General features: G+C 32.5%; 22 protein-coding genes. 13 read left to right on the forward strand and 9 right to left on the reverse strand.

Going from position 1 to position 22,548, the window contains the following annotated elements:
- Positions 1 to 3 precede the first annotated feature (3 nt).
- The 4 genes from T410_RS16070 to T410_RS16085 form a co-directional block, all read right to left on the reverse strand.
- Positions 4 to 1,398, reverse strand: coding sequence for a DUF5723 family protein (locus T410_RS16070; RefSeq protein ID WP_035673738.1), 1,395 nt, complete (start codon positions 1,396 to 1,398; stop codon positions 4 to 6).
- The gene (locus T410_RS16075; RefSeq protein WP_035673740.1) at positions 1,395 to 1,946 is read right to left on the reverse strand and encodes a hypothetical protein; all 552 of its coding nucleotides are present in this window, start codon (positions 1,944 to 1,946) and stop codon (positions 1,395 to 1,397) included. The genes T410_RS16070 and T410_RS16075 overlap by 4 nt, the downstream gene beginning before the upstream one ends.
- 99 nt (positions 1,947 to 2,045) lie before the next feature.
- A complete protein-coding gene (locus T410_RS16080; RefSeq protein WP_035673742.1) occupies positions 2,046 to 2,909 on the reverse strand; it encodes a hydroxymethylglutaryl-CoA lyase in 864 nt (287 codons plus the stop codon).
- Positions 2,910 to 3,007: 98 nt separating this feature from the next.
- Positions 3,008 to 4,027, reverse strand: a complete 1,020-nt coding sequence (locus T410_RS16085) for a quinone-dependent dihydroorotate dehydrogenase (RefSeq protein ID WP_035673744.1) — start codon at positions 4,025 to 4,027, stop codon at positions 3,008 to 3,010.
- Positions 4,028 to 4,270: 243 nt separating this feature from the next.
- Between T410_RS16085 and T410_RS16600 the strand changes: the two genes are divergently transcribed.
- The 6 genes from T410_RS16600 to T410_RS16115 all read left to right on the forward strand — a co-directional run bounded on the left by T410_RS16600 (position 4,271) and on the right by T410_RS16115 (position 9,441).
- Positions 4,271 to 4,942, forward strand: a complete 672-nt coding sequence (locus T410_RS16600; RefSeq protein WP_051929470.1) for an alpha/beta family hydrolase — start codon at positions 4,271 to 4,273, stop codon at positions 4,940 to 4,942.
- Positions 4,943 to 5,103: 161 nt separating this feature from the next.
- Positions 5,104 to 5,526 (forward strand): DUF1003 domain-containing protein, encoded by a 423-nt coding sequence (locus T410_RS16095; protein WP_035673746.1) that lies wholly within the window; start codon positions 5,104 to 5,106, stop codon positions 5,524 to 5,526.
- A gap of 224 nt (positions 5,527 to 5,750) precedes the next feature.
- Positions 5,751 to 7,028 (forward strand): peptidase T, encoded by a 1,278-nt coding sequence (gene pepT / locus T410_RS16100; RefSeq protein WP_035673749.1) that lies wholly within the window; start codon positions 5,751 to 5,753, stop codon positions 7,026 to 7,028.
- Positions 7,029 to 7,616 carry a YdeI family protein gene (locus tag T410_RS16105; protein WP_035673752.1) on the forward strand — a complete coding sequence of 196 codons (588 nt, stop codon included), beginning with the start codon at positions 7,029 to 7,031 and terminating at the stop codon, positions 7,614 to 7,616.
- A gap of 288 nt (positions 7,617 to 7,904) precedes the next feature.
- A complete protein-coding gene (locus T410_RS17140) occupies positions 7,905 to 8,348 on the forward strand; it encodes a hypothetical protein (RefSeq protein WP_051929471.1) in 444 nt (147 codons plus the stop codon).
- Positions 8,349 to 8,718: 370 nt separating this feature from the next.
- A complete protein-coding gene (locus T410_RS16115) occupies positions 8,719 to 9,441 on the forward strand; it encodes a transposase (protein WP_238567389.1) in 723 nt (240 codons plus the stop codon).
- 269 nt (positions 9,442 to 9,710) lie between these two features.
- On the opposite strand, the gene yajC is transcribed toward T410_RS16115, so the two are convergent.
- The 3 genes from yajC to T410_RS16130 all read right to left on the reverse strand — a co-directional run bounded on the left by yajC (position 9,711) and on the right by T410_RS16130 (position 12,259).
- Positions 9,711 to 9,983 (reverse strand): preprotein translocase subunit YajC, encoded by a 273-nt coding sequence (gene yajC, locus T410_RS16120; protein WP_035673758.1) that lies wholly within the window; start codon positions 9,981 to 9,983, stop codon positions 9,711 to 9,713.
- A gap of 31 nt (positions 9,984 to 10,014) precedes the next feature.
- Positions 10,015 to 10,926 carry a transcription antitermination factor NusB gene (gene nusB / locus T410_RS16125; protein WP_035673759.1) on the reverse strand — a complete coding sequence of 304 codons (912 nt, stop codon included), beginning with the start codon at positions 10,924 to 10,926 and terminating at the stop codon, positions 10,015 to 10,017.
- A gap of 226 nt (positions 10,927 to 11,152) precedes the next feature.
- Entirely contained in the window at positions 11,153 to 12,259 is a 1,107-nt protein-coding gene (locus tag T410_RS16130; protein ID WP_035673761.1) for a Glu/Leu/Phe/Val dehydrogenase, read from the reverse strand.
- A 203-nt stretch (positions 12,260 to 12,462) separates the two neighbouring features.
- Between T410_RS16130 and T410_RS16135 the strand changes: the two genes are divergently transcribed.
- From T410_RS16135 to T410_RS16150, 4 genes are all read left to right on the forward strand, one after another.
- Positions 12,463 to 14,223 carry an ABC transporter ATP-binding protein gene (locus T410_RS16135; protein WP_035673764.1) on the forward strand — a complete coding sequence of 587 codons (1,761 nt, stop codon included), beginning with the start codon at positions 12,463 to 12,465 and terminating at the stop codon, positions 14,221 to 14,223.
- Positions 14,224 to 14,293: 70 nt separating this feature from the next.
- Positions 14,294 to 14,674: a PUR family DNA/RNA-binding protein gene (locus T410_RS16140; RefSeq protein WP_035673767.1), complete on the forward strand. Its 381-nt coding sequence runs from the start codon at positions 14,294 to 14,296 to the stop codon at positions 14,672 to 14,674.
- 322 nt (positions 14,675 to 14,996) lie between these two features.
- Positions 14,997 to 17,516: a magnesium-translocating P-type ATPase gene (mgtA, locus tag T410_RS16145; RefSeq protein ID WP_035673769.1), complete on the forward strand. Its 2,520-nt coding sequence runs from the start codon at positions 14,997 to 14,999 to the stop codon at positions 17,514 to 17,516.
- Positions 17,517 to 17,660: 144 nt separating this feature from the next.
- Entirely contained in the window at positions 17,661 to 18,209 is a 549-nt protein-coding gene (locus tag T410_RS16150; RefSeq protein ID WP_035673772.1) for an alpha/beta hydrolase, read from the forward strand.
- Between the two features lie 4 nt (positions 18,210 to 18,213).
- Here T410_RS16150 and T410_RS16155 read toward each other — a convergent pair whose 3' ends face one another.
- On the reverse strand, positions 18,214 to 18,549 hold the full coding sequence (locus T410_RS16155; protein ID WP_035673775.1) for a tRNA-binding protein: 336 nt from the start codon (positions 18,547 to 18,549) through the stop codon (positions 18,214 to 18,216).
- Between the two features lie 172 nt (positions 18,550 to 18,721).
- Between T410_RS16155 and T410_RS16160 the strand changes: the two genes are divergently transcribed.
- Complete coding sequence (locus T410_RS16160; RefSeq protein WP_035673777.1) at positions 18,722 to 19,276, forward strand: thioredoxin family protein; 555 nt, start codon at positions 18,722 to 18,724, stop codon at positions 19,274 to 19,276.
- Positions 19,277 to 19,443: 167 nt separating this feature from the next.
- Entirely contained in the window at positions 19,444 to 20,343 is a 900-nt protein-coding gene (locus T410_RS16165; RefSeq protein WP_035673779.1) for an alpha/beta fold hydrolase, read from the forward strand.
- A 98-nt stretch (positions 20,344 to 20,441) separates the two neighbouring features.
- Here the strand turns inward: T410_RS16165 and T410_RS16170 are convergent, their stop codons facing one another.
- On the reverse strand, positions 20,442 to 21,374 hold the full coding sequence (locus tag T410_RS16170) for a peptidylprolyl isomerase (RefSeq protein ID WP_035674757.1): 933 nt from the start codon (positions 21,372 to 21,374) through the stop codon (positions 20,442 to 20,444).
- A gap of 373 nt (positions 21,375 to 21,747) precedes the next feature.
- Here T410_RS16170 and trmD point away from each other — a divergent pair, with 373 nt between their 5' ends.
- Complete coding sequence (gene trmD, locus T410_RS16175; protein WP_035673782.1) at positions 21,748 to 22,425, forward strand: tRNA (guanosine(37)-N1)-methyltransferase TrmD; 678 nt, start codon at positions 21,748 to 21,750, stop codon at positions 22,423 to 22,425.
- Positions 22,426 to 22,548: the final 123 nt, after the last annotated feature.

Below are 22,548 nucleotides of genomic sequence, written 5' to 3' on the forward strand. Positions count from 1 at the left end.
TAATCAATAAGGCTCATTACTATCTTTGAAAATAATATTTAATCCCAATTGAAAAGAAAGACTATTCGCTTTTGCCAAATCACGATATTCTAAAAGATTATCCGCGAGAGCATATAAATTAAGTTTTCCAAACTGTCCTGATAATCCTAATCCAATGTTTTTATAAGAATATGAATCTAATGTGTAGGTTGCCTTCATTTCTAAAGAATTAAAGACACGCCTTCTATAGTAGGTGGTGAAAGCCATAAAAGGTAGTCTTGGAGTAGACATTATAAATAATTGAGCACCTACAGCATTTTTATATCCGGAAGCAATTCCTTCACAATTACAATCTTTACTTCTTGCATCATCGAAGGAATATTGAAAGGAAGAATTAAATTTTGCTGGACGCCAAGTAGTATATTTAGTATATAAAGTATCCAATGGAATTGCATCCTTAAATTCCTGATATACATTTCCTGAAGAATTCCCATTTGTAAAATTAGGAGTAATACCTTCATATTTATAATACCCTTTATAGGTGAAAGTTTCCACATTTTTAGAATGTTTTATAAATCCAACATCAACAATACTTGCCGTAAACTGAATATTTTTTTTAGGATAATACGTAAGGCCTGCATCAAAACCAAGCCCTAAATCACCTCCAAAAAAAGCTTTTTTAGTGATGTCTTTTACTATATCACCTGAATAATCTTTTTCAGTATATTTTGAAATTCCGGAGGTATTGAGTTCTAAATTAGAAGAAATAACTTGTTCATAAATTCCATTAGTAGAAGGAATTGTATAAATATATCCAGAGTTATTAGTAGAGGTAACATTAAAAGCACTGGAATAAATTTTCCCTCTACCCCCAACGATCAAATTCTCATTAATATTTTTATGATATCCAATATGAAGAACCGAAAGCATTTCGGCCTTAACATTCAAATCCCCTAAATTAAAGACTTTTCCTAAATAATCTCTATTCCCGTCTAAAGCAAGTGTAGCTAAATCTTTAGGCATATAACTCAGAAAATCAAATTCCTGATACATTCCAAAAGAAACATAAGAATTACTTTCCCAATCGCCTACTTTGAAACCTCCATTGAATAATTCAATCTGCTCGTTGATTGTTGCTTTATCTTTTCTGGTGGTAGAAAATACAACATTCCGTAATTTTACATTAAAATCAACTCCGTCATTGGCAAACAAATCATAGGCTGAGAATCCGCTGGAGCCAATATTAGCAGAAATTCCAGATAATAAAGGAATTCCAAAATATCCTTTGTACTTCACATCAGAACCAGGGTTAGCCATCAAAGACTGAGGAACTGAGGTGAAATTATATAAAATTTGTTTGTTTTGGGAAATCGATTTAACCGATATCAACAGTACTAAAAGAAAGATTATTTTTCTCATTGTATAACTAAATAAGCCGTTACACTCGAACGCAATTTGATACTTCCTATACTATTTTCGGTTACTACAGGCCCAGGGAACATTCTCAGGATGAAAGCAATTTTAGTAGTTCTTTTCAATAAATCAAGTTTAGTATTTGCAAACATATCGGTTTTAGTCACCAAATTTTCAATGCCTGTATAATCAGGTATAACAAAATTAGTTGAATAAAGAACCTGATCATTTTTGTCCAAATACACTAAGTCTAAAGCGTAAGCTCTATTTATGGTGTTATTAATTTCAAAATAAAAATCAGCCCTTGCTAAATTATTTTTAAAAAAAGCATCATTAAAAACATCAACGGTAGGTGTATCAATAGTTACAGTTTGTTCCACTCCATTAGTTACAAACTGATTTGCTGGAACATCAAAATAAGCCAAATTAGCAACAACAACAGGTTCTAATTTTAAATCATTTGCCTGATTAAAATCAAGATTACTTGAACAAGAAAAAGATAATAATCCCAGAATTAGCATTCCTAAAACCCTATTAAAAGCCAGTAGTTTCATTGTATTTTATTTATTAAAATCAATCTCGTTATTACTAAACTACCAACGCAGCAAAGTGCTACATATTATTTTAATCCCTCTTGTAAAAGCTGTCTTTTTCTAATGAAACGCTCCAAACAACTTAGAAGCTTCATTATAAGCACTTTCAAAACTCATAGGACTTGTGTTGGTATTTTCTTTTTGAGAAGTAAAATAGGACAATAATTTCTCGGTAGGCATATTTCCTGTTAAGTTATCTGTTGCCATGGGACATCCTCCAAAACCTTGGATTGCTCCATCAAAACGTCGGCAACCTGCTTTGTAAGCTGCATCAATTTTCTCAAACCATTTATCAGGGGTAGTATGAAGATGGGCACCAAACTCTATTTGGGGATATTTTGGAATTAAATTTGAAAATAAATAGGAGATTACATCTGGTGTTGAACTTCCCACTGTATCCGAAAGCGAAAGGATTTTAACTCCCATATCAGATAATTTTTGGGTCCACTCGCCTACTATTTCGGTATTCCAAGGATCTCCATACGGATTTCCAAAACCCATCGAAAGATATGCTACTACTTCTTTATTGCTTTTGTAAGCAATTTCAAGAATTTCTTGCAACGTAACCAAAGATTCCGCTATTGTTTTGTGCGTATTTCTCATTTGGAAATTCTCTGAAATCGAAAAAGGAAAACCTAAATAGTTTATTTCAGGATGAACAGAGGCTAAAGCTGCGCCTTGTGTATTAGCAATAATCGCAAGAAGTTTGCTTCTGGTTTGTGACAAATCAAGTTGTGATAAAACTGCTGCGGTATCCTGCATTTGCGGAATCGCTTTTGACGAAACAAAACTTCCAAAATCTATGGAATCAAATCCTACACGCAATAAAGATTGTATATAAGATACTTTTCGCTCAGTAGGAATAAATTGCTTAATGCCTTGCATGGCATCGCGTGGACATTCTATAATTTTTATTGGTTCCATAGAAAACCAAAGATAGAAAAACAATTATGAATTTTAAATCATCAATTTTAAATTTCGCTAAATTGATACTATTACGTAATTTAGCCTATTAAAAAAACCTACAATTTTTCTAAAATCTTTTTGTTGATTGCTTTTACCAAAGCTGGTCCTTCATAAATAAAACCAGTGTATAATTGAACCAAACACGCTCCTGCCTCAAGTTTCTCTACAGCATCGTCTGCAGAATGAATTCCTCCAACTCCAATAATCGGAAAGGCTTTATTGCTTTTTTGAGATAAAAATCGAATTACTTCAGTGGAACGATTTGTCAATGGTTTCCCTGACAATCCACCCATTTCGGTTTTGTTTTCGGATTGTAATCCTTCTCTTGAAATCGTGGTATTAGTGGCAATAACTCCTGCGATTTTAGTTTCCTTGATAATATCTATAATGTCCAATAATTGCTCATCCGTTAAATCAGGAGCAATTTTCAAGAGAATTGGCTTTTGCTTTGGCTTAGCCAAATTCTTATTTTGCAAGGTTTGCAATAATTGCGTCAACGGTTCCTTGTCTTGCAGAGCGCGAAGATTTGGTGTATTTGGAGAACTAACATTCACCACAAAATAGTCCACATAATCATACAAAGCATCAAAACAAATTTCGTAATCTGAAGTTGCTTCTTCGTTTGGAGTTAGTTTATTTTTTCCAATATTTCCACCAATTAAAACACCTTTATTGCTTTTTAATCGTTCAACAGCTTCCTGAACACCACCATTATTAAACCCCATTCTGTTGATAATCGCGCTATCTTCTTTTAGACGAAACAAACGCTTTTTAGGGTTTCCCTCTTGTCCTTTTGGGGTAAGAGTTCCTATTTCGATAAAACCAAAACCAAAGTTGGACAATTCTTTATACAACTTGGCATCTTTATCAAAACCAGCAGCTAACCCTACCGGATTTTTAAATTTTAATCCAAAAACTTCGGTTTCTAATCTTGGGTCATTTACTTCGTAAAGCGATTTAAAAATAAATGAAAATCCTGGAATTTTAGACAAGAAACGAATCAATGAAAAAGTAAAATAATGAACCTTTTCTGGATCAAAACAAAAAAGTATCGGGCGAATAAGTAATTTATACATGGTTGTTGAGTTAATGGTGCAAAAATAGAACTATCTATTCGATAATTAAATATTTGCAAAATAATTTATTTAATAATTTTGTTCCATCAAAAACCCAACAATGAAAAAAATCTAAACTATTTCATTTCACTACTATTATACCACTCCATTTCATAAAAATATAAAGTTAAAATACTGTTTAATGTTTTCTAATTATATTTAATAAATTAGTGCTATATTTTAAAAAAATCAGAGGATAAAAACATGAATTCTAATAAAATTATTTTAATTGTAGGACGAGAAAATTTAAGAAAAGATGGTTCATTAAATAATTCGTTGTTCGCATATTTAGAACAACATCAGTTTACGATTCTATATGAACCTATTGGAAGTGCCTATTATCACATCTTGAATTTTGAAAAAAAATATATTTGGTTACCCAATATATTTAAGAAAATAAACAGAAAAATTTGCCTTTTTAAATATGCAGCTCTGAATTTCAAAAATTATTATAATTATTACAAAGCAAACATTAACTACGTTGAATTCCGTTCCAGAATACTAAAACAGTTAATTTCTAAAATGGGTACCGAAAAAGAAATAATTATAATATCTAGGTCTGCTGGTGGATTAATAGCTTCTCTAATTGCAGATGAATTTAATATAAAGCATATTATTTGCCTTGGCTATCCTTTCAAACATCCTGAAAAAGAAACAGAACCGCATCGCTTTATTCATTTAAAAAAATTACAAACCCCTTTTTTAATCATTCAAGGTAAAAAAGATGAATATGGTGGAATTGAAACGATAGGGAATTATGCCCTTTCTCCTAGCATTGAACTATTTTTTGTAGATACAGATCATGATTTTAAAACTTCAGATGATGATTGGAAAAATGTGCTTGCAAAAATTAATACCATAATTAATCTTCCATAAAATTCATAAATAAAAGATAAGTTCAAATTATAAAAACATTAAAGTCTATTAAATCATATATTTACTCAAAATTAATTTCGATTAAATATTTTTCACCAAAAAATAAGCGGCATATTAATCTATACCATAGCAAAAATATCCACTAAACTAAATTCATCAACATGATTAATCATAAAAACTGGCACGAAAAACACATTGAAACATTAGGCTTTGGAAGCCGTTTAGCAGATTCAGTTGCAAAAGGAATGGGATCCTGGAGATTCATTATTATTCAAACTGTCTTAGTGGTTCTATGGATGGCATTAAATTTAGTAGGATTCATGTACCATTGGGACGTGTACCCATTTATTTTACTAAACCTCCTTTTTTCTACACAAGCAGCTTATGCCGCCCCTATTATTATGATGTCCCAAAACAGGCAAAATGATCGAGACAGAGTTCAGGCGCAAGCAGATTACCAAACGAATATAGATGCTAAACTCGAAATTGAAGCTTTGACAATAAAATTGAATAAATTAGAAGTAGAAAAATTAGATGTAATCATTACGATGTTAGAAGAAATGAAGAAAAATTCTTCAAAATAAAATCTAAAATCAACTAAAATAGTTTAGATGAAATTGTAGATTTTCCAATCATTAAAAGAGTATGTGATTTTCTCACCTTTTATGTTAAGTATTAAATGAAATCATCAGCTTATAGCCTATTCATTTTCGTTTTATTTTAATACAAATGAAGAAAATACAAACTCTTCACAATAAAATGAATCTCTAAATAAACTGTATATTTGTGACTCATTAAAATATACTTTATGCAACATATTATTGACCGTTTCATTGGTTATGTAACTATAGATACTGAATCTGATCCCAACTCAGAAACGACACCAAGCACTGAAAAACAATGGAATTTAGCCAATAAACTGGTAGAGGAATTAAAAGCTATTGGAATGCAAGATGTGACAATAGATAACAAAGCCTACATCATGGCTACTTTGCCCAGTAATGTAGATCATGAAGTACCTACTATCGGGTTTATTTCTCACTTTGATACTTCTCCTGATTTTAGCGGTGCAAATGTAAAACCGAAAATTATTGCTAATTATGACGGCAAAGACATTGTATTAAATGTCGATAAAAATATTGTGCTATCACCTAGCTATTTTAAAGATTTGTTGCTTTATAAAGGACAAACTTTGATTACCACTGACGGAACAACTCTATTGGGAGCAGATGATAAAGCCGGAATTACCGAAATTGTTACCGCAATGGAATTCCTAATCCAAAATCCAGAAATCAAACACGGAAAAATCAGAATTGGTTTTACACCAGATGAAGAAATTGGTCGTGGCGCACACCATTTTGATGTGGATAAATTTGCAGCAGATTGGGCATACACTATGGACGGCAGTCAAGTAGGAGAATTAGAATATGAAAATTTTAATGCGGCTGGAGCCAAAATTATTTTCAAAGGAAAAAGCGTACATCCCGGTTATGCCAAAGGAAAAATGATTAATTCCATGTTGATTGCCAATGATTTTATAAATGAATTACCAAAAGATGAAACACCACAAGAAACAAGAGGCTACGAAGGTTTTTTCCATGTGCATCATCTAACGGGAAGCATTGAAGAAACAGTTCTTGAACTTATTATCCGCGATCATAACAAGAAAAAATTTGAAAAACGCAAGGAGCTAATTGAGAAAATCACTCGAAAAATCAACAAGAAATTTGCGAAGCAATTTGGCGAAGATATAGCTATTGCTGAGATTAAAGACCAATATTACAATATGAAAGAAAAGGTTTTACCCGTAAAACATATTGTGGATATTGCCGAAAAAGCAATGAGAGAATTGGATATAAAACCACTTATAAAAGCAATTCGTGGCGGAACAGATGGTTCTCAATTATCATATAAAGGGTTGCCTTGCCCAAATATTTTTGCCGGCGGACATAATTTTCACGGAAAATACGAATATGTTCCTGTAGAAAGTATGCAAAAAGCAGTTAACGTAATTGTAAAAATTGCCGAATTGACCGCAGCAGGAGATTTCACTAAAACAGAAGAAATAGCTAAAAATACGAAATAATTGGAACCGTTAAAAACCAATACACACATTTGGGATAAAAACGATAGTTGGTCAGAAGAATTGGAATTTCTGAAATCAATTATTGCTAAAACGGAACTGATTGAAACCACAAAATGGGGCGGTTGTGTTTATGTACTCAATGGCAAGAATGTACTTGGAATTGGAGGATTCAAAAACTATTTTACGATTTGGTTTTTCAATGGTGTTTTCCTAAAAGATGAGAAACAAGTTTTAGTCAATGCACAAGAAGGTGTTACCAAATCTTTGCGACAATGGCGGTTTTCATCCAAAGATGAAGTTAATGAAGAAGCAGTTTTACATTATATTCATGGAGCCATAGAAAATGAAAAACAAGGAAAAAATCTGAAACCCGAAAAAGGAAAAAGTATCGTTTCAGAATTTTTACAAAAGGAATTGGATGCTGATATAAATTTAGCAGAAGCATTTCTAAAATTCTCTCCATACAAACAAAAGGAATTTTTAGAATATATTGAAACCGCAAAACGAGAGGAAACCAAACGTTCCCGAATCGAAAAAATAAAACCAATGCTATTAGCAAATATTGGTTTAAATGACAAATACCGATAAACTAAAATCCCAATTCTGAAGTGTCAGGTTGGGATTTTTTTTATTTAATCCTAATCAGAATAACTTCATAATACAGCTATCGGAAATCCACTGCAAAAACAGCTGCGCTATACTTTTAAAAAAAGATAATACGATTCACTGCAAATCAGAATGAAATATAGAAATCATCCTAAAAAACTTAACATTGACTAGTGTATTAAATCACTATATTTACTTACAATAACTTAATAATTTATTAACAATGAAACAACTACACCTTAAATTGAATAAAAGCTAATACTATAAATTATGACACAAAACAAAGAAACGGAAACAACTCCTGTATCTCCAGAAAAACCTGAAATTGACAAGCCAATTAGAGTGCGAAAAACAAAAGTCGTTCAACCTATAGCTGAACCTGTTGAAATTACAGAACCCGTAATTGAAGAAATCATAACGGAAACTATAGAGATTTCGACTATTAGTTTAGAGGATAATGGTGACTTTTCAAAAACGAAAAAAAGCAAAAACGAGACTAAAAACAAAGTAAAAATGAAAGACAAAGACAAGAAAAAAGCAAAAAAAGCAGACGCTAAAGAAAAAGCAAAACAAAAAGCGAAAGCAAAAGCTAAAAAGGCAAAAAAAGCAAAAAAGGATAAAGCAAAAAAAGCAAAAGTCAAAGCAAAGATAAAAGCTAAAAAAGCAAAAGCAAAATCCAAAAAAGCAAAGAAAGCGAAGAAAAATAAAAAATAAAGCTATCATTTTTTATGGTTTAATAGTCAAAAATGGTTGGTAAAAATGCTGTGAAGCATTGTAAAATATGATATTCCCGAAAGTTTATTGAAATTCGTTTCAATAAACTTTTTTTATTTATGAAAAACTCAAAAAAAAACGCTGTCCAACGTGTAAAAGTCTTCAAACAATTAAATGGGGAATAAGGGAAAGCAAACAACGATTTAAGTGTAAAGATTGCTGTCAATTATTCACTTCCAGCAATAAATCTGTTTCGGATTCCAACAAAGAAATTTGGTTCAAAAATTGGATAATTGGCAAAGATACATTTGATAAAATCTCACTCGAATCAGGATACAGCAAAAGTACATTGCAACGTTATTTTTCTAAAATGTTACGCAAAGCACCTGTTTTAGAATTCAGTTCCACGGATGAAATTTACCTGATAATTGACGGAACTTATTTTCCTAATGATGTCTGTTTGGTGGTTTACAGAAACTTTCATTTAAAGTTGACACAGCTTTACAGGATGACCAATGGAGAACATTTTGAAGAAATTGCCGAAGACTTGCAAAACCTGTTGAATTTAGGAATCAAAATAAAAAGTATCACATCCGATGGAGACAAATCATCTATCAAAGCCATCAAAAAAGTCTGTCCGAGAGTGCCTTTCCAAAGGTGTTTGGTGCATATTTCAAGAATGTGTAGAATATGGCTTACACAAAATCCGAAACATAAATCTGGTTTTGAACTCAAGCAAATAGCCGTTAAAATTCATCATATCAATTCTGAATATAAACGTCAATTATGGCTTATTGAACTTATCCAGTGGGAAGAACAATACAGATATTTTATCAATCAAAAATCATACAATACTGAAACGGGAAGATATTGGTATACTCATAAAATGGTTAGAAGATCATTTACCGTAATCAAGAAAGCTTTACCCAATATGTTTCTGTATCTCAAGGACGACAAAATACCCAACTCAACAAACTCTTTAGAATCCTTTTTTGGACACTTAAAAGGTAACTTGAATATTCATAGAGGATTAAGTTTAGCCAATAGAAAGAACTTCTTGAAATGGTATTTATATTATAAAAACCAAACGTAAAGTAGGTTTTCTTTAGCCATATCAGATTGCCGATAATTAATAAAAAAGGATAGCTAAAAAACTATCCTTTCAATTATCGTATAATCATCAAACTTATTGCTGGTTGGTTGCTCCTCAGCAGTGCCAACTTCCTCTTCAATTTGATGCTGAAATATAAGCAATCTAAAATGAAAATTTACCAACCATTTTTGACCGCATTACCTTTTTTATCAAAAAAAAGTCCCAATCCGAAAATTCGGTTGGGACTTTTTTAAATCGCTAAAGCAAAATTATTTTTTGTTCAAAGCAGCACTCATTTCCATAGAAATAGCTGAACGCTCCATTTTCAATTTTCCTGACATAGTTTCAACAACTACAGTAGTATCAGCTAACTCAGAAACTTTTCCGTGAAGACCACTTTTTGTGATAATTTTATCGCCAACTTTCAAGCTGCTTTCAAATTCTTTTTCGTTTTTAGCTCTTTTTTGTTGTGGTCTGATCATAAAGAAATAGATTACCACAAACATTAATAGAAACGGCGCAAATTGAGTTAATTGTCCCATAATTTTAATTCTCTTTTTTTATTTATAAATATTACATTAAACCACGACCGGCTTTAATAATTTTTTTACTGGCCTCCAGTTCTTTGACTAAATTATCTAAAATACCGTTGATAAAAATACTACTTTTTGGTGTAGAATATTCTTTGGCAACTTCTAAATATTCATTTAAGGTAACTTTCACAGGAATAGATGGAAATTTCAAAAATTCACAAATTGCCATTTTAAGAATAATAGTATCAATTTCAGCAATCCTGTCACTGTCCCAGTTTGGTGTTTTGTCAATATATTCTTTGGCTAATTCTGTTTCATTTAAGACTGTTTTTCGGAACAAATCCTTAACAAAGTCTTTGTCCTCGTTGTCTTTGTACAATTTTGGAACTCTGAAATTATCATCTTCACCAGATTTAATCGCTTTTAATTGCTTGATAATATGGGTGTTCACTAATGGAATGTCATCAACCCAAGTCAACTTATCATCTTCTAAATAGTCGTATAATTTTTCGTTTGGAACAATTACTTCCATGAATAAATCAACGATAAATTGTCGGTCTTCTTCAAATTTATTCACTGAATTACTCATGTAATCCGCATACAATTTACTTGCTTTTATCTCATTAAGAAGCAATAAAATATAATCGTCGTTTAAAGTCCAATTATTAATTTTACGGTTTTCCAGTGCAATGTTTAATGAATTATTTTCGGAAAGAATTTGAAAAATTTGATTTTTAACGAATTTTTCATTGGGTTTACGCTCCTCAGGAGTTGCAAGATGTTTCAAACTTGATTTATGTAAAAAGACAGTTTCTGTTTTACAAATTTCAATCAGCGAAGAAAGCATTATAAGGTATAAATCTTGAATATTGTCGATACTGTAAAAAAGGAATTTTTCTTCTTTCTCCAGATTATCTGAACCGCTTTGATGCATCGCATAAATGGACTGCATGACTTTAACGCGTATGTGTCTTCTATTTACCACCTTGTAAGAACTTTTATTAATTAGTCCGCAAAAATAAGAATTTCATTTTTTAAAATAAAATTAAAACGTTAAAAAAAGCTTTTGGTTCTAATTTAGATTATCCTATAAGAAAACAGTCGCAGAATTCAGTTATAATTTTCGGTTATACCTGAAAACTTTTACTGTAAACTGCGACTGTAAATAAAAACTAAAACTACTTCTTACTGTTATCTAACTTTCTTTGATCAATTCTATTTTGCGCTATCGTCAAAGCTGCGTGGTGTGTCGTCATATTGTTTGCAATAGCAAAATCAATAATTTCTAATGTAGTATTATAAATATTTTCCGTTTTACGCATTATTTCAGCTTTGTCATAATGGGCTAATTCCGCATATACATTGATAATTCCACCAGCATTAATCAAGAAATCGGGTGCATAAAGAATTCCTCGTTCCTGCAAGATTGCTCCGTGGATATTTTCATTTGCCAATTGGTTATTAGCCGCACCAGCAATTACTTTTGCTTTAATTTTATGTACCGTTGCATCATTTATAGTTGCACCCATAGCACAAGGCGCATAAATATCAACATCGGCACTGTATAAATCAGCTCCATTAAATATTTTTGCATGGTACTTCGCTCCTACTTCATACAATCTTTCTTCATTAATATCAGTTATTATTACTAGCGCACCTTCTTTTGTCAAATAATCAACCAAAGTTTCTCCCACATGCCCAATTCCTTGTACTAATACTTTTTTACCTTCCAAAACATCAGTACCAAATTGATGTTTCGCTGCTGCTTTCATTCCTAAATACACTCCATAAGCTGTTATAGGCGAAGGATTTCCTGCACCTCCTCTTTCTTCAGAAATTCCAGTAACATAGGGGGTAACATCTCTTACAATATCCATATCTCTGGTTTCCATTCCCACATCTTCGGCAGTAATGTATCTTCCGCTTAGCGAATGAACGAATTCACCAAACTTCCGCATCAATTCAGGTGTCTTTTGCGTTTTGGCATCGCCAATAATAACCGCTTTACCTCCACCAATATTTAATCCTGTTATAGCCGCTTTATAAGTCATACCACGAGAAAGTCGCAATACATCATTTAGTGCTTCCCATTCATTGGCATAATTAAACATACGTGTACCACCTAGAGCAGGCCCCATAACCGAATTATGAATACCAATAATTGCTTTTAAACCCGTATCTTTGTCGTTACAAAATACAATTTGTTCATGATCGTCAAATGAAAGTTGACCAAAAACAGGATCCATTTTTTGAAGTTCCTTTCCAGTTGTGAAAGCTGCATTCATAAGTATTATTTTTTATAGTAATAAATTGCGAATTTGTCAAAAAGACAAATCAAATTTACATAAAAAATAAATATATCCTAATTTAAACACTTTTATTTATCAATTTCACAACAACAATAATTAAATAATCATTTTTTAGCATTGTTAAAAATTGATTATTATCCAAAAAATAAAACTTTTTCAACACAGAATATCTTAAAAAAATGAAAGAATTACGTTATTTAAATAAATACTTCATCAAATATAAATACAGCTTTTCTCTTGGTATTTTATTTACAATTATCGCCCAAATATTTTCTTTGTTTACGCCAAAATTGATCAGTAAATCATTTAAAGCGATTGAAGCTTTTTCAAAGGACAAATCTGTTACAGCAGATGTAATTCAACAAGAATTAGTTTCAAACATTTTATTGATTATTGCAACCACGATTATCGCAGGTTTTCTTACTTTTTTGATGAGACAAACCCTTATTGTGATGTCGAGACATGTTGAGTTTGACTTAAAAAACGAAGTATTTAGACAATATGAAAACTTGTCTCAAAATTTCTACAAACAAAACCGGACCGGTGATTTAATGAACCGTATTAGCGAAGATGTTTCCAAAGTAAGAATGTACGTGGGACCAGCAGTAATGTATACTATAAACACCTTTATCCGTTTTGCAATTGTAATTGGCTATATGTATAATGTATCGCCACGATTGACATTATATACCATCCTTCCTTTACCGGTTTTATCGTATTGCATCTTCAAATTAAGTTCGGAAATCAATAAAAGAAGTACTATTTTCCAGCAATACCTATCGAAAGTTTCCAGTTTTTCACAAGAAATATTTTCTGGAATACGAGTTATAAAAGCCTATTCATTAGAAGACCAACATCAAAACAACATGGTCGATTTGGCAAACGAAAGTAAAAGCAAGAGTTTGGATTTGGCAAAAGTGCAGTCTTTATTCGGTCCTTTAATGTTGGCGTTGATAGGAATAAGTAACTTAGTTGTGATTTATTTTGGAGGTTTAATGTACATAAACGGAACTATAAAAAGCATTGGAACCATCGCAGAATTTATTTTGTACGTCAACATGTTAACTTGGCCAGTTGCTTCGTTAGGATGGGTTTCATCAATGGTTCAGGAGGCCGAAGCTTCCCAAAAACGTCTAAATGAGTTCCTGAAAATCGAACCGGAAATAAAAAACAAAAATCCAAATAAATCTATTATTGAAGGTACTATTTCATTCGAAAATGTGAGCTACACCTATGAAGATACGAATATAGAAGCCTTAAAAAATATTTCCTTTAAAGTAAAAAAAGGAGAAACGCTGGCAATTCTCGGAAAAACAGGATCTGGAAAATCGACTATTTCTTCTTTAATCTCTCGCTTGTATGAAGTTACAGATGGAAGAATAATCGTTGACGGCAATGAAATTAGCACATTAAACCTTTATGATTTAAGAAACAGTATCGGGATTGTTCCACAAGATGCCTTTTTGTTTTCGGATAGTATTAAGAACAATATTAAATTCGGAAAAGAAAATGCAACTGATGAGGAAGTCGAAACTGCAGCAAAAAATGCGGTGGTACATGACAATATCATTGGTTTCAACAAACAATACGACACCATTCTTGGCGAACGTGGAATAACACTTTCAGGTGGGCAAAAACAACGTGTTTCTATAGCCAGAGCTATTATTAAAAACCCGGCTATTTTACTTTTCGACGACTGTTTATCGGCCGTTGATACAGAAACTGAAGAAGCTATTTTAAACAACCTCTATGAAATTTGCAAGGATAAAACCACAATTATCATTAGTCATAGAGTTTCATCAGCTAAAAATGCAGATAATATTATCATTCTTGAAGACGGAAAAATTATCCAACAAGGTTCTCATAATCAATTGATAAATCAAGAAGGATATTATGCATCCTTGTATTTAAAGCAACTTTCCGAAAAAGAATTACTGTAATTGTTGTATAATACATAAATTTTTATGATTTTTGATTGCTATTAAATAAAAAAAATTGACAGAAAGGATTATGAGAGAAAATGACATGTTAGAAAAAGAAGAGATATTTTCTAAAGTTTTGCGTGCTGGAAGAAGAACCTATTTCTTTGATGTGAGAGCTACAAAAGCTGATGATTATTACATAACGATTACCGAAAGCAAAAAATTCACCGAAGAAGACGGATCGTTTCATTTTAAAAAGCACAAGATTTATTTATACAAAGAAGACTTTGCCGCTTTTACAGAAATTCTTGGAGAAATGACTTCTTATGTTTTGAACCACAAGGGCGAAGAAGTAATCTCTGAGAGACACCAAAAAGATTTCAAAAAAGAATATGCATCTGACAAAACAGATGATGAAATTCTACCACAAACATCAACTTTTACTGATATAGAATTTGATGATATTTAATTTTTAGTTCCCTACTTACCAACTAAAAAGTCCAAAAGTCTTATGATTTTTGGACTTTTTTACTTTCAAAATCAGGTGATTTCACATCAAAACAACTAGCTTAAAAAAAATGGTTCAATAGCTATTAATTTATTAAACTTTTCAATATATCAATTTAATATTTAAAATGATTAACTTTGATAATCAACTATATATAATTTATTTTTCAAGTTATCATTTCAACTATTATCACCCAATTACACATTAGTTCCTTACTATTATATTTAGCAAAAAAAAACAGTTCAATTGCTTTTCTAATTTACAGTTTAAAAAATTAGTCTCTATGCAAACTTCTCCAACAGATAATTTTTGGCAATTTGCCCCCAACTATTGGTTTCAAAAACTAAATAGCAGCGACAACGGTTTATCCAAAACTGTCGCTGATAAAATTCTGCTAGAATCAGGAGAACACAAAATAAACAAATCTGTCTTAAAAAAAGATTTTTTACTCTTCATAGGACAATTTAAAAGCCCGTTGATGTTACTGCTTATTGGAGCTGTCATACTATCAGCCTTTCTTGGTGACACCTCCGATGTTTTTATAATACTCTTTATCGTTTTGTCTACCGGTTTTCTTAGTTTTTTCCAAGAAAGAAATGCAGGCCGCTTTGTAGCTGCTTTACAATCTATGATTGCATTAAAAAGCTCCATTCTGAGAGACGGAGAAGCACAGGAAATCCTTTCTTCTACTATAGTTCCCGGGGATATTATTTTCTTGAAAGCCGGGGATATGTTGCCCGCAGATTGCCTCATTATTGAAGCGAATGAATTACATGCCAATGAAGCCAGTTTAACCGGAGAATCCTATCCAACAGCAAAAATGGTAGGAATAGTGGATGCCAAAACGGAACTAACTAAAAGAACAAACTGCCTCTGGGAAGGAACAAATATAGTAAGCGGTACAGCCAAAGCGTTAGTAATTAATACCGGAAGCAAAACCATTTTTGGTGCTATTGCAAAAAGTGCTTCCGCTACAGTAGAAACTAAATTTGAAAAAGGTATCAAAGACTTTGGTTATTTTTTAATGAAAATAACATTAGTGCTATCAATATTCATACTGATTGTTAATTTATTAAATCACAAAAGTGCCATTGAATCGGCCTTATTTGCATTGGCTTTAGCCGTAGGAATGGCGCCTGAACTGCTCCCCGCAATCACTACTATTGCAATGAGTGCTGGTGCCAAAAGAATGTTAGAGAAGAAAGTAATCGTAAAAAAATTGGCTTCTATTCAAAACTTAGGAGAAGTCAATTTATTATGTACTGATAAAACTGGCACCATTACAGAAGGTGCAATTATAGTTGCAGGAACCGTTGATGGCTTAGGTTCTGAAAATGAATTTGTAAAAGAATTAGCCTATTGGAATGCTTATTTTGAAACAGGTTATGCTAACCCAATCGACGAGGCTATAAAAAAGATGCAAATAGAAGCAAAGGCTAATCCAACAAAATTAGGTGAAATCCCTTATGATTTTATACGCAAAAGATTAAGCATCGCTATCACTACTGACACAAATAAATTATTGATCAGCAAAGGCGCGTTTAACAACATTATGAGTATTTGTACTATGGTGCGATTGAATAATGGAGCTGTTGAGGACATAGAACAACATAAAGCCGAAATTGAAAACAAATATGAAGAATTTGGAATAAAAGGTTTGAGAAGCATAGGCATCTGTTATAAAAACATCAATTCCAATGCGATAGTAAAAGAAGATGAAACTGCTATGATTTTTGCTGGTTTTATTTTACTGGAAGATCCCATAAAAAATGGCATTACAGAAACAATTGAGGAATTAAAAAAACTACAAGTACACCTTAAAATAATATCTGGTGATAATAAAAATGTAGCACAATCTATCGCTTTAAAAATTGGCATCACAAATCCAGTTGTAATGACAGGGCAAGAACTACTCAGTACAAGTCCGGAAGCACTGAAAAATCTGGTAAGAAAAACACATATTTTTGCCGAAGTAGAACCACAGCAAAAAGAACACATCATCCAAGCATTAAGAAAAACATACACCGTTGCTTATGTAGGCGACGGCATTAATGATGTTTCAGCATTAACTGCTGCTGATATTGGAATATCTGTAGAAAATGCTGTTGATGTCGCTCGAGAAGCTGCTGATTTTGTATTAATGGAAAAAGATTTAGCAGTTATTATAGATGGCATTAAAGAAGGAAGAAAGACTTTTGCAAATACTCTAAAATATATTTTCATAAATACAGGCTCTACTTTTGGCAATATGTTCAGTGTTGCTATTGCCTCTCTTCTATTGCCGTTTCTGCCCATGTTGCCGAAACAAATTTTACTAACTAATTTCATAACTGACTTCCCTTATCTCACAATCGCATCTGATAATGTGGACCCAGAACAATTGAACAAACCCGGAAAATGGAATTTAAAATTTATTAGAAATTATATGATTATTTTCGGGATTCACAGTTCATTATTTGACGTGATCACCTTCCTTATACTTTATTATGTACTCAAAGTAAAAGAATCTGCCTTTCAAACTGCTTGGTTTGTAGAATCTATACTTACTGAATTATTCATCCTGTTTATAATACGAACACATAAAAACTTCTTTAAAAGCAAACCGGGAAAATATCTTTTTATTTTGAGTATGCTAGGGCTACTTATTACAATCACACTCCCTTATCTTCCCATCGCAAGTACAGTAGGATTAAGCCCTCTTCCCTTACTCAATATGGGTATTATGATACTAATAGTTTTAATCTATATCATTACAGCTGACCTTTTAAAGGTTTGGTTTTTCAAAAAGTATGTACGATCTTAATAAATAATAGAGTCAAATGAAAGTCTTTTTTTATTTCTGAAAAGGATTTTTATATCGATTAAATTGTATATTTTTATTCCACAAAATAGTTCTTCTAAATACTTACGCTTTTTTAGACGGACTCCTATTAGTTATATATTTAGAATGGAAATAAAATTATTAATTATCCCAGGCTTGGGAGATTCAGGAGAAAACCATTGGCAAAGCTACTGGCTCAAAAAATATAAAAATGCTACTAAGGTAATTCAAAACAATTGGGACGAACCTCAACGCGAGGATTGGCTTTCAAAACTAAACGAAGCAATACTAAAACTGGAAGAACCCACTATTTTGGTTGCACACAGTCTTGCCGTTTCTTTAGTAATGCATTGGGTTTCTGCAAATAATAATCCTAATATAATTGGTGCTTTACTGGTTGCTCCTGCTGATGTGGATTCTCCAGAACATACACCAGAGAAAGTTTGGAACTTTTCACCGATACCCATATCTAAATTAGATTTCCCTTCCATCGTGGTGACCAGCGAAAATGACCCTTACATATCATCAAAAAGAGCAGAGTATTTAGCTGAAATGTGGGGAAGTGACTTTATAAATATTGGTCAAAAAGGACATATTAATTCTGAATCAAATCTTAATTATTGGGAAGAAGGACAAATGCTATTGCAACAATTAATCAATAAAATTAATAATTAATTTTTTATCCGATTCGCAATCCATTTTCAATTTTAAAATCAGGAGCCAATAAAATAACATCTCCCTCATCTCCTACTGCACCTAAGACTAAGCATTCGCTCATGAATTTCCCAATTTGCTTTTTAGGAAAATTGACCACTGCAACAATTTGTCGGTTTTTCAATTCTTCCTTTTGGTAGCGCTTAGTTATTTGCGCTGATGTTTTTCTAATTCCAATTGCTGCACCAAAATCTATTGTTAATTGATAAGCCGGTTTTCTGGCTTCGGGAAAATCATTTACTTCTAAGATTGTTCCCACACGCATTTCTACTCTTTCAAATTCAGACCAAGTTAAATCCATAAATTTATTTTCATTTTAAAGTCAATTTTCAATGACACTATTTTACAAACGAAATTTACTATTTTCTGTTTAGAAACAATCCATTTTTCATAACTTTAAAGTTTAAAATCTAAAAAAACTTCAACACTTTTAAAAAGAGCGCTTTTAAAAACTTAAATCCCAGAAAAAATAAATGTCAAAAACTGCTTCAAAAATGGTTCCGCTTGAAACTGTTGCTCCTGAATTTCATTTGAAAGACACTAATTCTAGTGAATGGTTTTCTTTTTCAGATTTAAAAGGAGAAAAAGGAACTTTAGTCATTTTCATCTGCAATCACTGCCCGTTTGTGTGCCATATCATTGAAGAAATTATAATGATTGCTAATGATTATCGTGTTCAGGGAATTGGTATAATCGCTATTTCAAGTAATGATATTTCACAATATCCCGAAGATGCACCGGAGTTGATGACAGAATTTGCGTTCGAAAATAAAATGGAATTCCCCTATTTATATGACGAAACACAAGAGGTAGCCAAAGAATACGACGCGGCTTGCACTCCGGATTTTTTCTTGTTTGACAACCAAAATAAATTAGTATATCGCGGACAGCTAGATGATAGCCGACCAGGAAATGGAATTTCACTTAGCGGTTCTGATTTACGGGGTGCAATAGATAGTGTGATTTATAATCGAATAATTAATCCGAATCAAAAACCAAGTATTGGTTGTAATATTAAGTGGAAATAACTCCCCTTTTAGAAGAACACCTTAATTTTCAGCAGCATACTTTTTTATTTACCTCAAAACAAAAAAGTTACAACTATTCAAAGTAATTCTGTAATACTGTTTTTGTCAAATACATCTAATTTTACAATATGATGAATACTAAATTCATTTTGTAAACAATAAATGTTATGGAAAATAGTCAAATTAACAGAAGTGAATTACTTAGTGAAGATAATTTTTCTGAATTGAAAATGCTCACAGATAAATACATTGTAACAGCTACAAATGTAAAACTATATGTAAAAGATTATGGCACAGGAAAACCCGTAATTCTTATTCATGGCTGGCCACTGTCTAATGAAATGTGGGAATATCAAATTGACACGTTGGTTCATAATAATTTTAGAGTTATTACGTATGACCGTCGTGGTTTTGGAAAATCCTCACAACCATGGAATGGTTATGATTATGATACATTGGCGGATGATTTAAAAGCTATTATTGATCAATTGGATTTAAAGGAAGTTACGCTGGTAGGATTTTCGATGGGAGGTGGTGAAGTGGTACGTTATTTTAGTCGTCATGGTGGCAAAGGAGTTTCAAAAGCAGTATTAATATCTTCAGTAACTCCATTTCAATTAAAAACTGATTCCAACCCAGATGGTGTTCCACAAGAAAAATACGATGCAATGGCAGAACAAATTAAAGACGATCGTATTGGCTTTTTGGATAGTTTTGGAAAAACATTTTTCGGGGTAAGCTTTATAAGTAAGCCCATCAGTTCACCCTTATTAGATTATTACAGAATGTTATGTTCATTGGCATCACCGCGCGCAACTATAGAATGTGCAAAGTCATTTTCCTCAACCGATTTTCGTAGCGAAATGGCTTCGGTAAATGTACCTACATTAATTATTCATGGTGATGAAGACAAAACCGTTCCTATTGAAATTACTTCAGAAATAGCTACAAAACTGATCCCGGATAATAAGTTTATTATTTACGAAGGAGCGCCACATGGTTTATTTTACATTGAAAAAGATAAATTAAACAAGGATTTACTTGAATTTCTAAATTCAGAGGTTTAAAAAAAGTAATAAATTGATTTGCCGTATAAAAAAACCCAAAACTTTCGTTTTGGGTTTTTTGTTTTATCTGACAACTAAAAAATATTATCTGAATTAGACTATTTAACGTCCATTAATTCTACATCAAAAATCAATGTTGCATTTGGAGGAATTACTCCTCCTGCACCTGCTGAACCATATGCTAAATCAGAAGGAATAACGAAACGGGCTTTATCGCCAACTTGCAATAAAGCAATCCCTTCGTCCCATCCTTCAATAACTTGACCTTGACCTAATCTAAATTCGATTGGTTTTTTTCTTGGATAAGAAGAATCAAAAACTTTTCCGCTTTCTAAAGATCCTTCGTAGTGAACAGCAACTGTTTTTCCTACTTCTGCTTTTTTACCAGAACCTCTTTGGATAAATTGGTAACGCAATCCGCTTTCTGTTTTTTCAAATCCTGCAGCTAATTTTTCCATTTTTGCTTCTGATTCAGCTTTCAAAGCGGCTATTTTTTTTAAACGAGCGCCTTTTAAACCAACAAATGCTTCAATAGCATTCCAGTTTTTAGCTTCGTCTCCTACTCTAATGATTTCAACTGACTCTAAAGCATCTCCTTGAGCAATTGCATCTACTACATCTTGTCCTTCTACAACATTACCAAAAACGGTATGCTTATCATCTAGCCAAGGTGTTGCAACGTGTGTGATATAAAATTGAGATCCATTAGAACCCGGACCTGAATTAGCCATTGCCAAAACACCAGGTGCATTGTGACGTAAATCTTTATGGAATTCATCATCAAATTTATAACCTGGGTCTCCAGTTCCTGTTCCTTGAGGACATCCCCCTTGAATCATAAAATCAGGAATAACTCTATGAAAATTTAAACCATCATAGAATTTTTGTCCTTGCGGTTTTATTTTGTTTTCCATATTTCCTTCAGCAAGAGCTACAAAGTTCCCTACTGTTCCTGGTGTTAAATCGTGTGTTAGTTTTACTAAAATCGCTCCTTTTGCGGTGTTGAATTTAGCATATATTCCGTTTTCCATTTTTGTATAATTTTTATTGAAAGGCAAATTTACGAAATTAATTTTAAAAAGGGAATTGGAGGTGTTGATTTGCTTATTTAGAAATTTAGGGATTAAATAGAGATACGATTTTGAAGCTATTTCAAACATAATACCTTCTTTAAAACCTCGTTAATCCCACAAAATACTAGCCCAGATGGAAGTGAAAATCCTTTCCAGTGCTGAATATCTTTCCGGTTTCTGCAATAGGTTCAGCACTGGAAAGATTGCAACGGACAGCTGGAAATAGCTCCTAAAGAAAAGTTTAATCGCTTATTTATTGATTCGTTTATTTGGAAAATTTTGAGTCTCAAAAACTTTGTACCTTTGCACTTTAAAACTTAGAAAAGAAATTATGCGCATTGATATTATAACTGTTCTCCCAGAATTATTGCGAAGTCCGTTTGAGGCTTCGATTATGAAACGTGCTATTGACAAAGGATTGGTGGAAGTTCATTTTCATAATCTGCGGGATTACACGACCAACAGACAGAAAAGCGTGGACGACTATCCTTACGGAGGTGGTGCAGGAATGGTGATGACGGTTCAGCCCATTGATGCTTGCATTACACATTTGAAAAGTGAGAGAACCTACGACGAAATCATTTATATGTCGCCAGACGGGGAAACCCTGAACCAAAAAATGGCCAACACTATGTCGATGTATGAGAATATCATTATTCTTTGCGGCCATTATAAAGGTGTGGATCAACGCGTGCGCGACCATTTTATTACGAAGGAAATATCTATTGGCGATTATGTTTTAAGCGGTGGAGAATTAGGCGCTTTAGTATTATCGGATGCTTTAATCCGATTGATTCCTGGTGTTTTGAGCGATGAAACCTCAGCATTGACGGATAGTTTTCAAGATGGTTTGTTATCGGGACCAATATACACGCGTCCTGCAGATTATAACGGTTGGAAAGTACCTGATGTGTTGACTAGCGGAAATTTTGCCAAAATTGATAAATGGCGAGAAGACATGGCGTATGAACACACTAAGAATAGAAGACCGGATTTATTGGAAGATTAGAAATTTGTTTAAAGTTTACGCTTTAAAGTTGGTATTCAAGAACTTCTAAACTTTAAACAAGAAAAACTTTAAACTTTAAACTTTTTTATTTACTTTTGCGCCCACATTAAGTTAACCTCTGGC

It is taken from the genome of Flavobacterium sp. 83, assembly GCF_000744835.1.
Taxonomy (GTDB): domain Bacteria; phylum Bacteroidota; class Bacteroidia; order Flavobacteriales; family Flavobacteriaceae; genus Flavobacterium.

What these genes read in the sequence shown, in the direction of transcription:
- T410_RS16165 (WP_035673779.1), top strand. Translation starts at nt 19,444, where the DNA reads ATGGAAAATAGTCAAATTAACAGAAGTGAATTACTTAGTGAAGATAAT.
- T410_RS16135 (WP_035673764.1), top strand. Translation starts at nt 12,463, where the DNA reads ATGAAAGAATTACGTTATTTAAATAAATACTTCATCAAATATAAATAC.
- T410_RS16155 (WP_035673775.1), bottom strand. Translation starts at nt 18,549, where the DNA reads ATGGATTTAACTTGGTCTGAATTTGAAAGAGTAGAAATGCGTGTGGGA.
- trmD (WP_035673782.1), top strand. Translation starts at nt 21,748, where the DNA reads ATGCGCATTGATATTATAACTGTTCTCCCAGAATTATTGCGAAGTCCG.
- T410_RS16070 (WP_035673738.1), bottom strand. Translation starts at nt 1,398, where the DNA reads ATGAGAAAAATAATCTTTCTTTTAGTACTGTTGATATCGGTTAAATCG.
- T410_RS16085 (WP_035673744.1), bottom strand. Translation starts at nt 4,027, where the DNA reads ATGTATAAATTACTTATTCGCCCGATACTTTTTTGTTTTGATCCAGAA.
- T410_RS16160 (WP_035673777.1), top strand. Translation starts at nt 18,722, where the DNA reads ATGTCAAAAACTGCTTCAAAAATGGTTCCGCTTGAAACTGTTGCTCCT.
- mgtA (WP_035673769.1), top strand. Translation starts at nt 14,997, where the DNA reads ATGCAAACTTCTCCAACAGATAATTTTTGGCAATTTGCCCCCAACTAT.
- yajC (WP_035673758.1), bottom strand. Translation starts at nt 9,983, where the DNA reads ATGGGACAATTAACTCAATTTGCGCCGTTTCTATTAATGTTTGTGGTA.
- T410_RS16170 (WP_035674757.1), bottom strand. Translation starts at nt 21,374, where the DNA reads ATGGAAAACGGAATATATGCTAAATTCAACACCGCAAAAGGAGCGATT.
- nusB (WP_035673759.1), bottom strand. Translation starts at nt 10,926, where the DNA reads ATGCAGTCCATTTATGCGATGCATCAAAGCGGTTCAGATAATCTGGAG.
- T410_RS17140 (WP_051929471.1), top strand. Translation starts at nt 7,905, where the DNA reads ATGACACAAAACAAAGAAACGGAAACAACTCCTGTATCTCCAGAAAAA.
- T410_RS16075 (WP_035673740.1), bottom strand. Translation starts at nt 1,946, where the DNA reads ATGAAACTACTGGCTTTTAATAGGGTTTTAGGAATGCTAATTCTGGGA.
- T410_RS16140 (WP_035673767.1), top strand. Translation starts at nt 14,294, where the DNA reads ATGAGAGAAAATGACATGTTAGAAAAAGAAGAGATATTTTCTAAAGTT.
- T410_RS16150 (WP_035673772.1), top strand. Translation starts at nt 17,661, where the DNA reads ATGGAAATAAAATTATTAATTATCCCAGGCTTGGGAGATTCAGGAGAA.
- T410_RS16130 (WP_035673761.1), bottom strand. Translation starts at nt 12,259, where the DNA reads ATGAATGCAGCTTTCACAACTGGAAAGGAACTTCAAAAAATGGATCCT.
- T410_RS16080 (WP_035673742.1), bottom strand. Translation starts at nt 2,909, where the DNA reads ATGGAACCAATAAAAATTATAGAATGTCCACGCGATGCCATGCAAGGC.
- T410_RS16095 (WP_035673746.1), top strand. Translation starts at nt 5,104, where the DNA reads ATGATTAATCATAAAAACTGGCACGAAAAACACATTGAAACATTAGGC.
- pepT (WP_035673749.1), top strand. Translation starts at nt 5,751, where the DNA reads ATGCAACATATTATTGACCGTTTCATTGGTTATGTAACTATAGATACT.
- T410_RS16115 (WP_238567389.1), top strand. Translation starts at nt 8,719, where the DNA reads ATGTTACGCAAAGCACCTGTTTTAGAATTCAGTTCCACGGATGAAATT.
- T410_RS16600 (WP_051929470.1), top strand. Translation starts at nt 4,271, where the DNA reads ATGAATTCTAATAAAATTATTTTAATTGTAGGACGAGAAAATTTAAGA.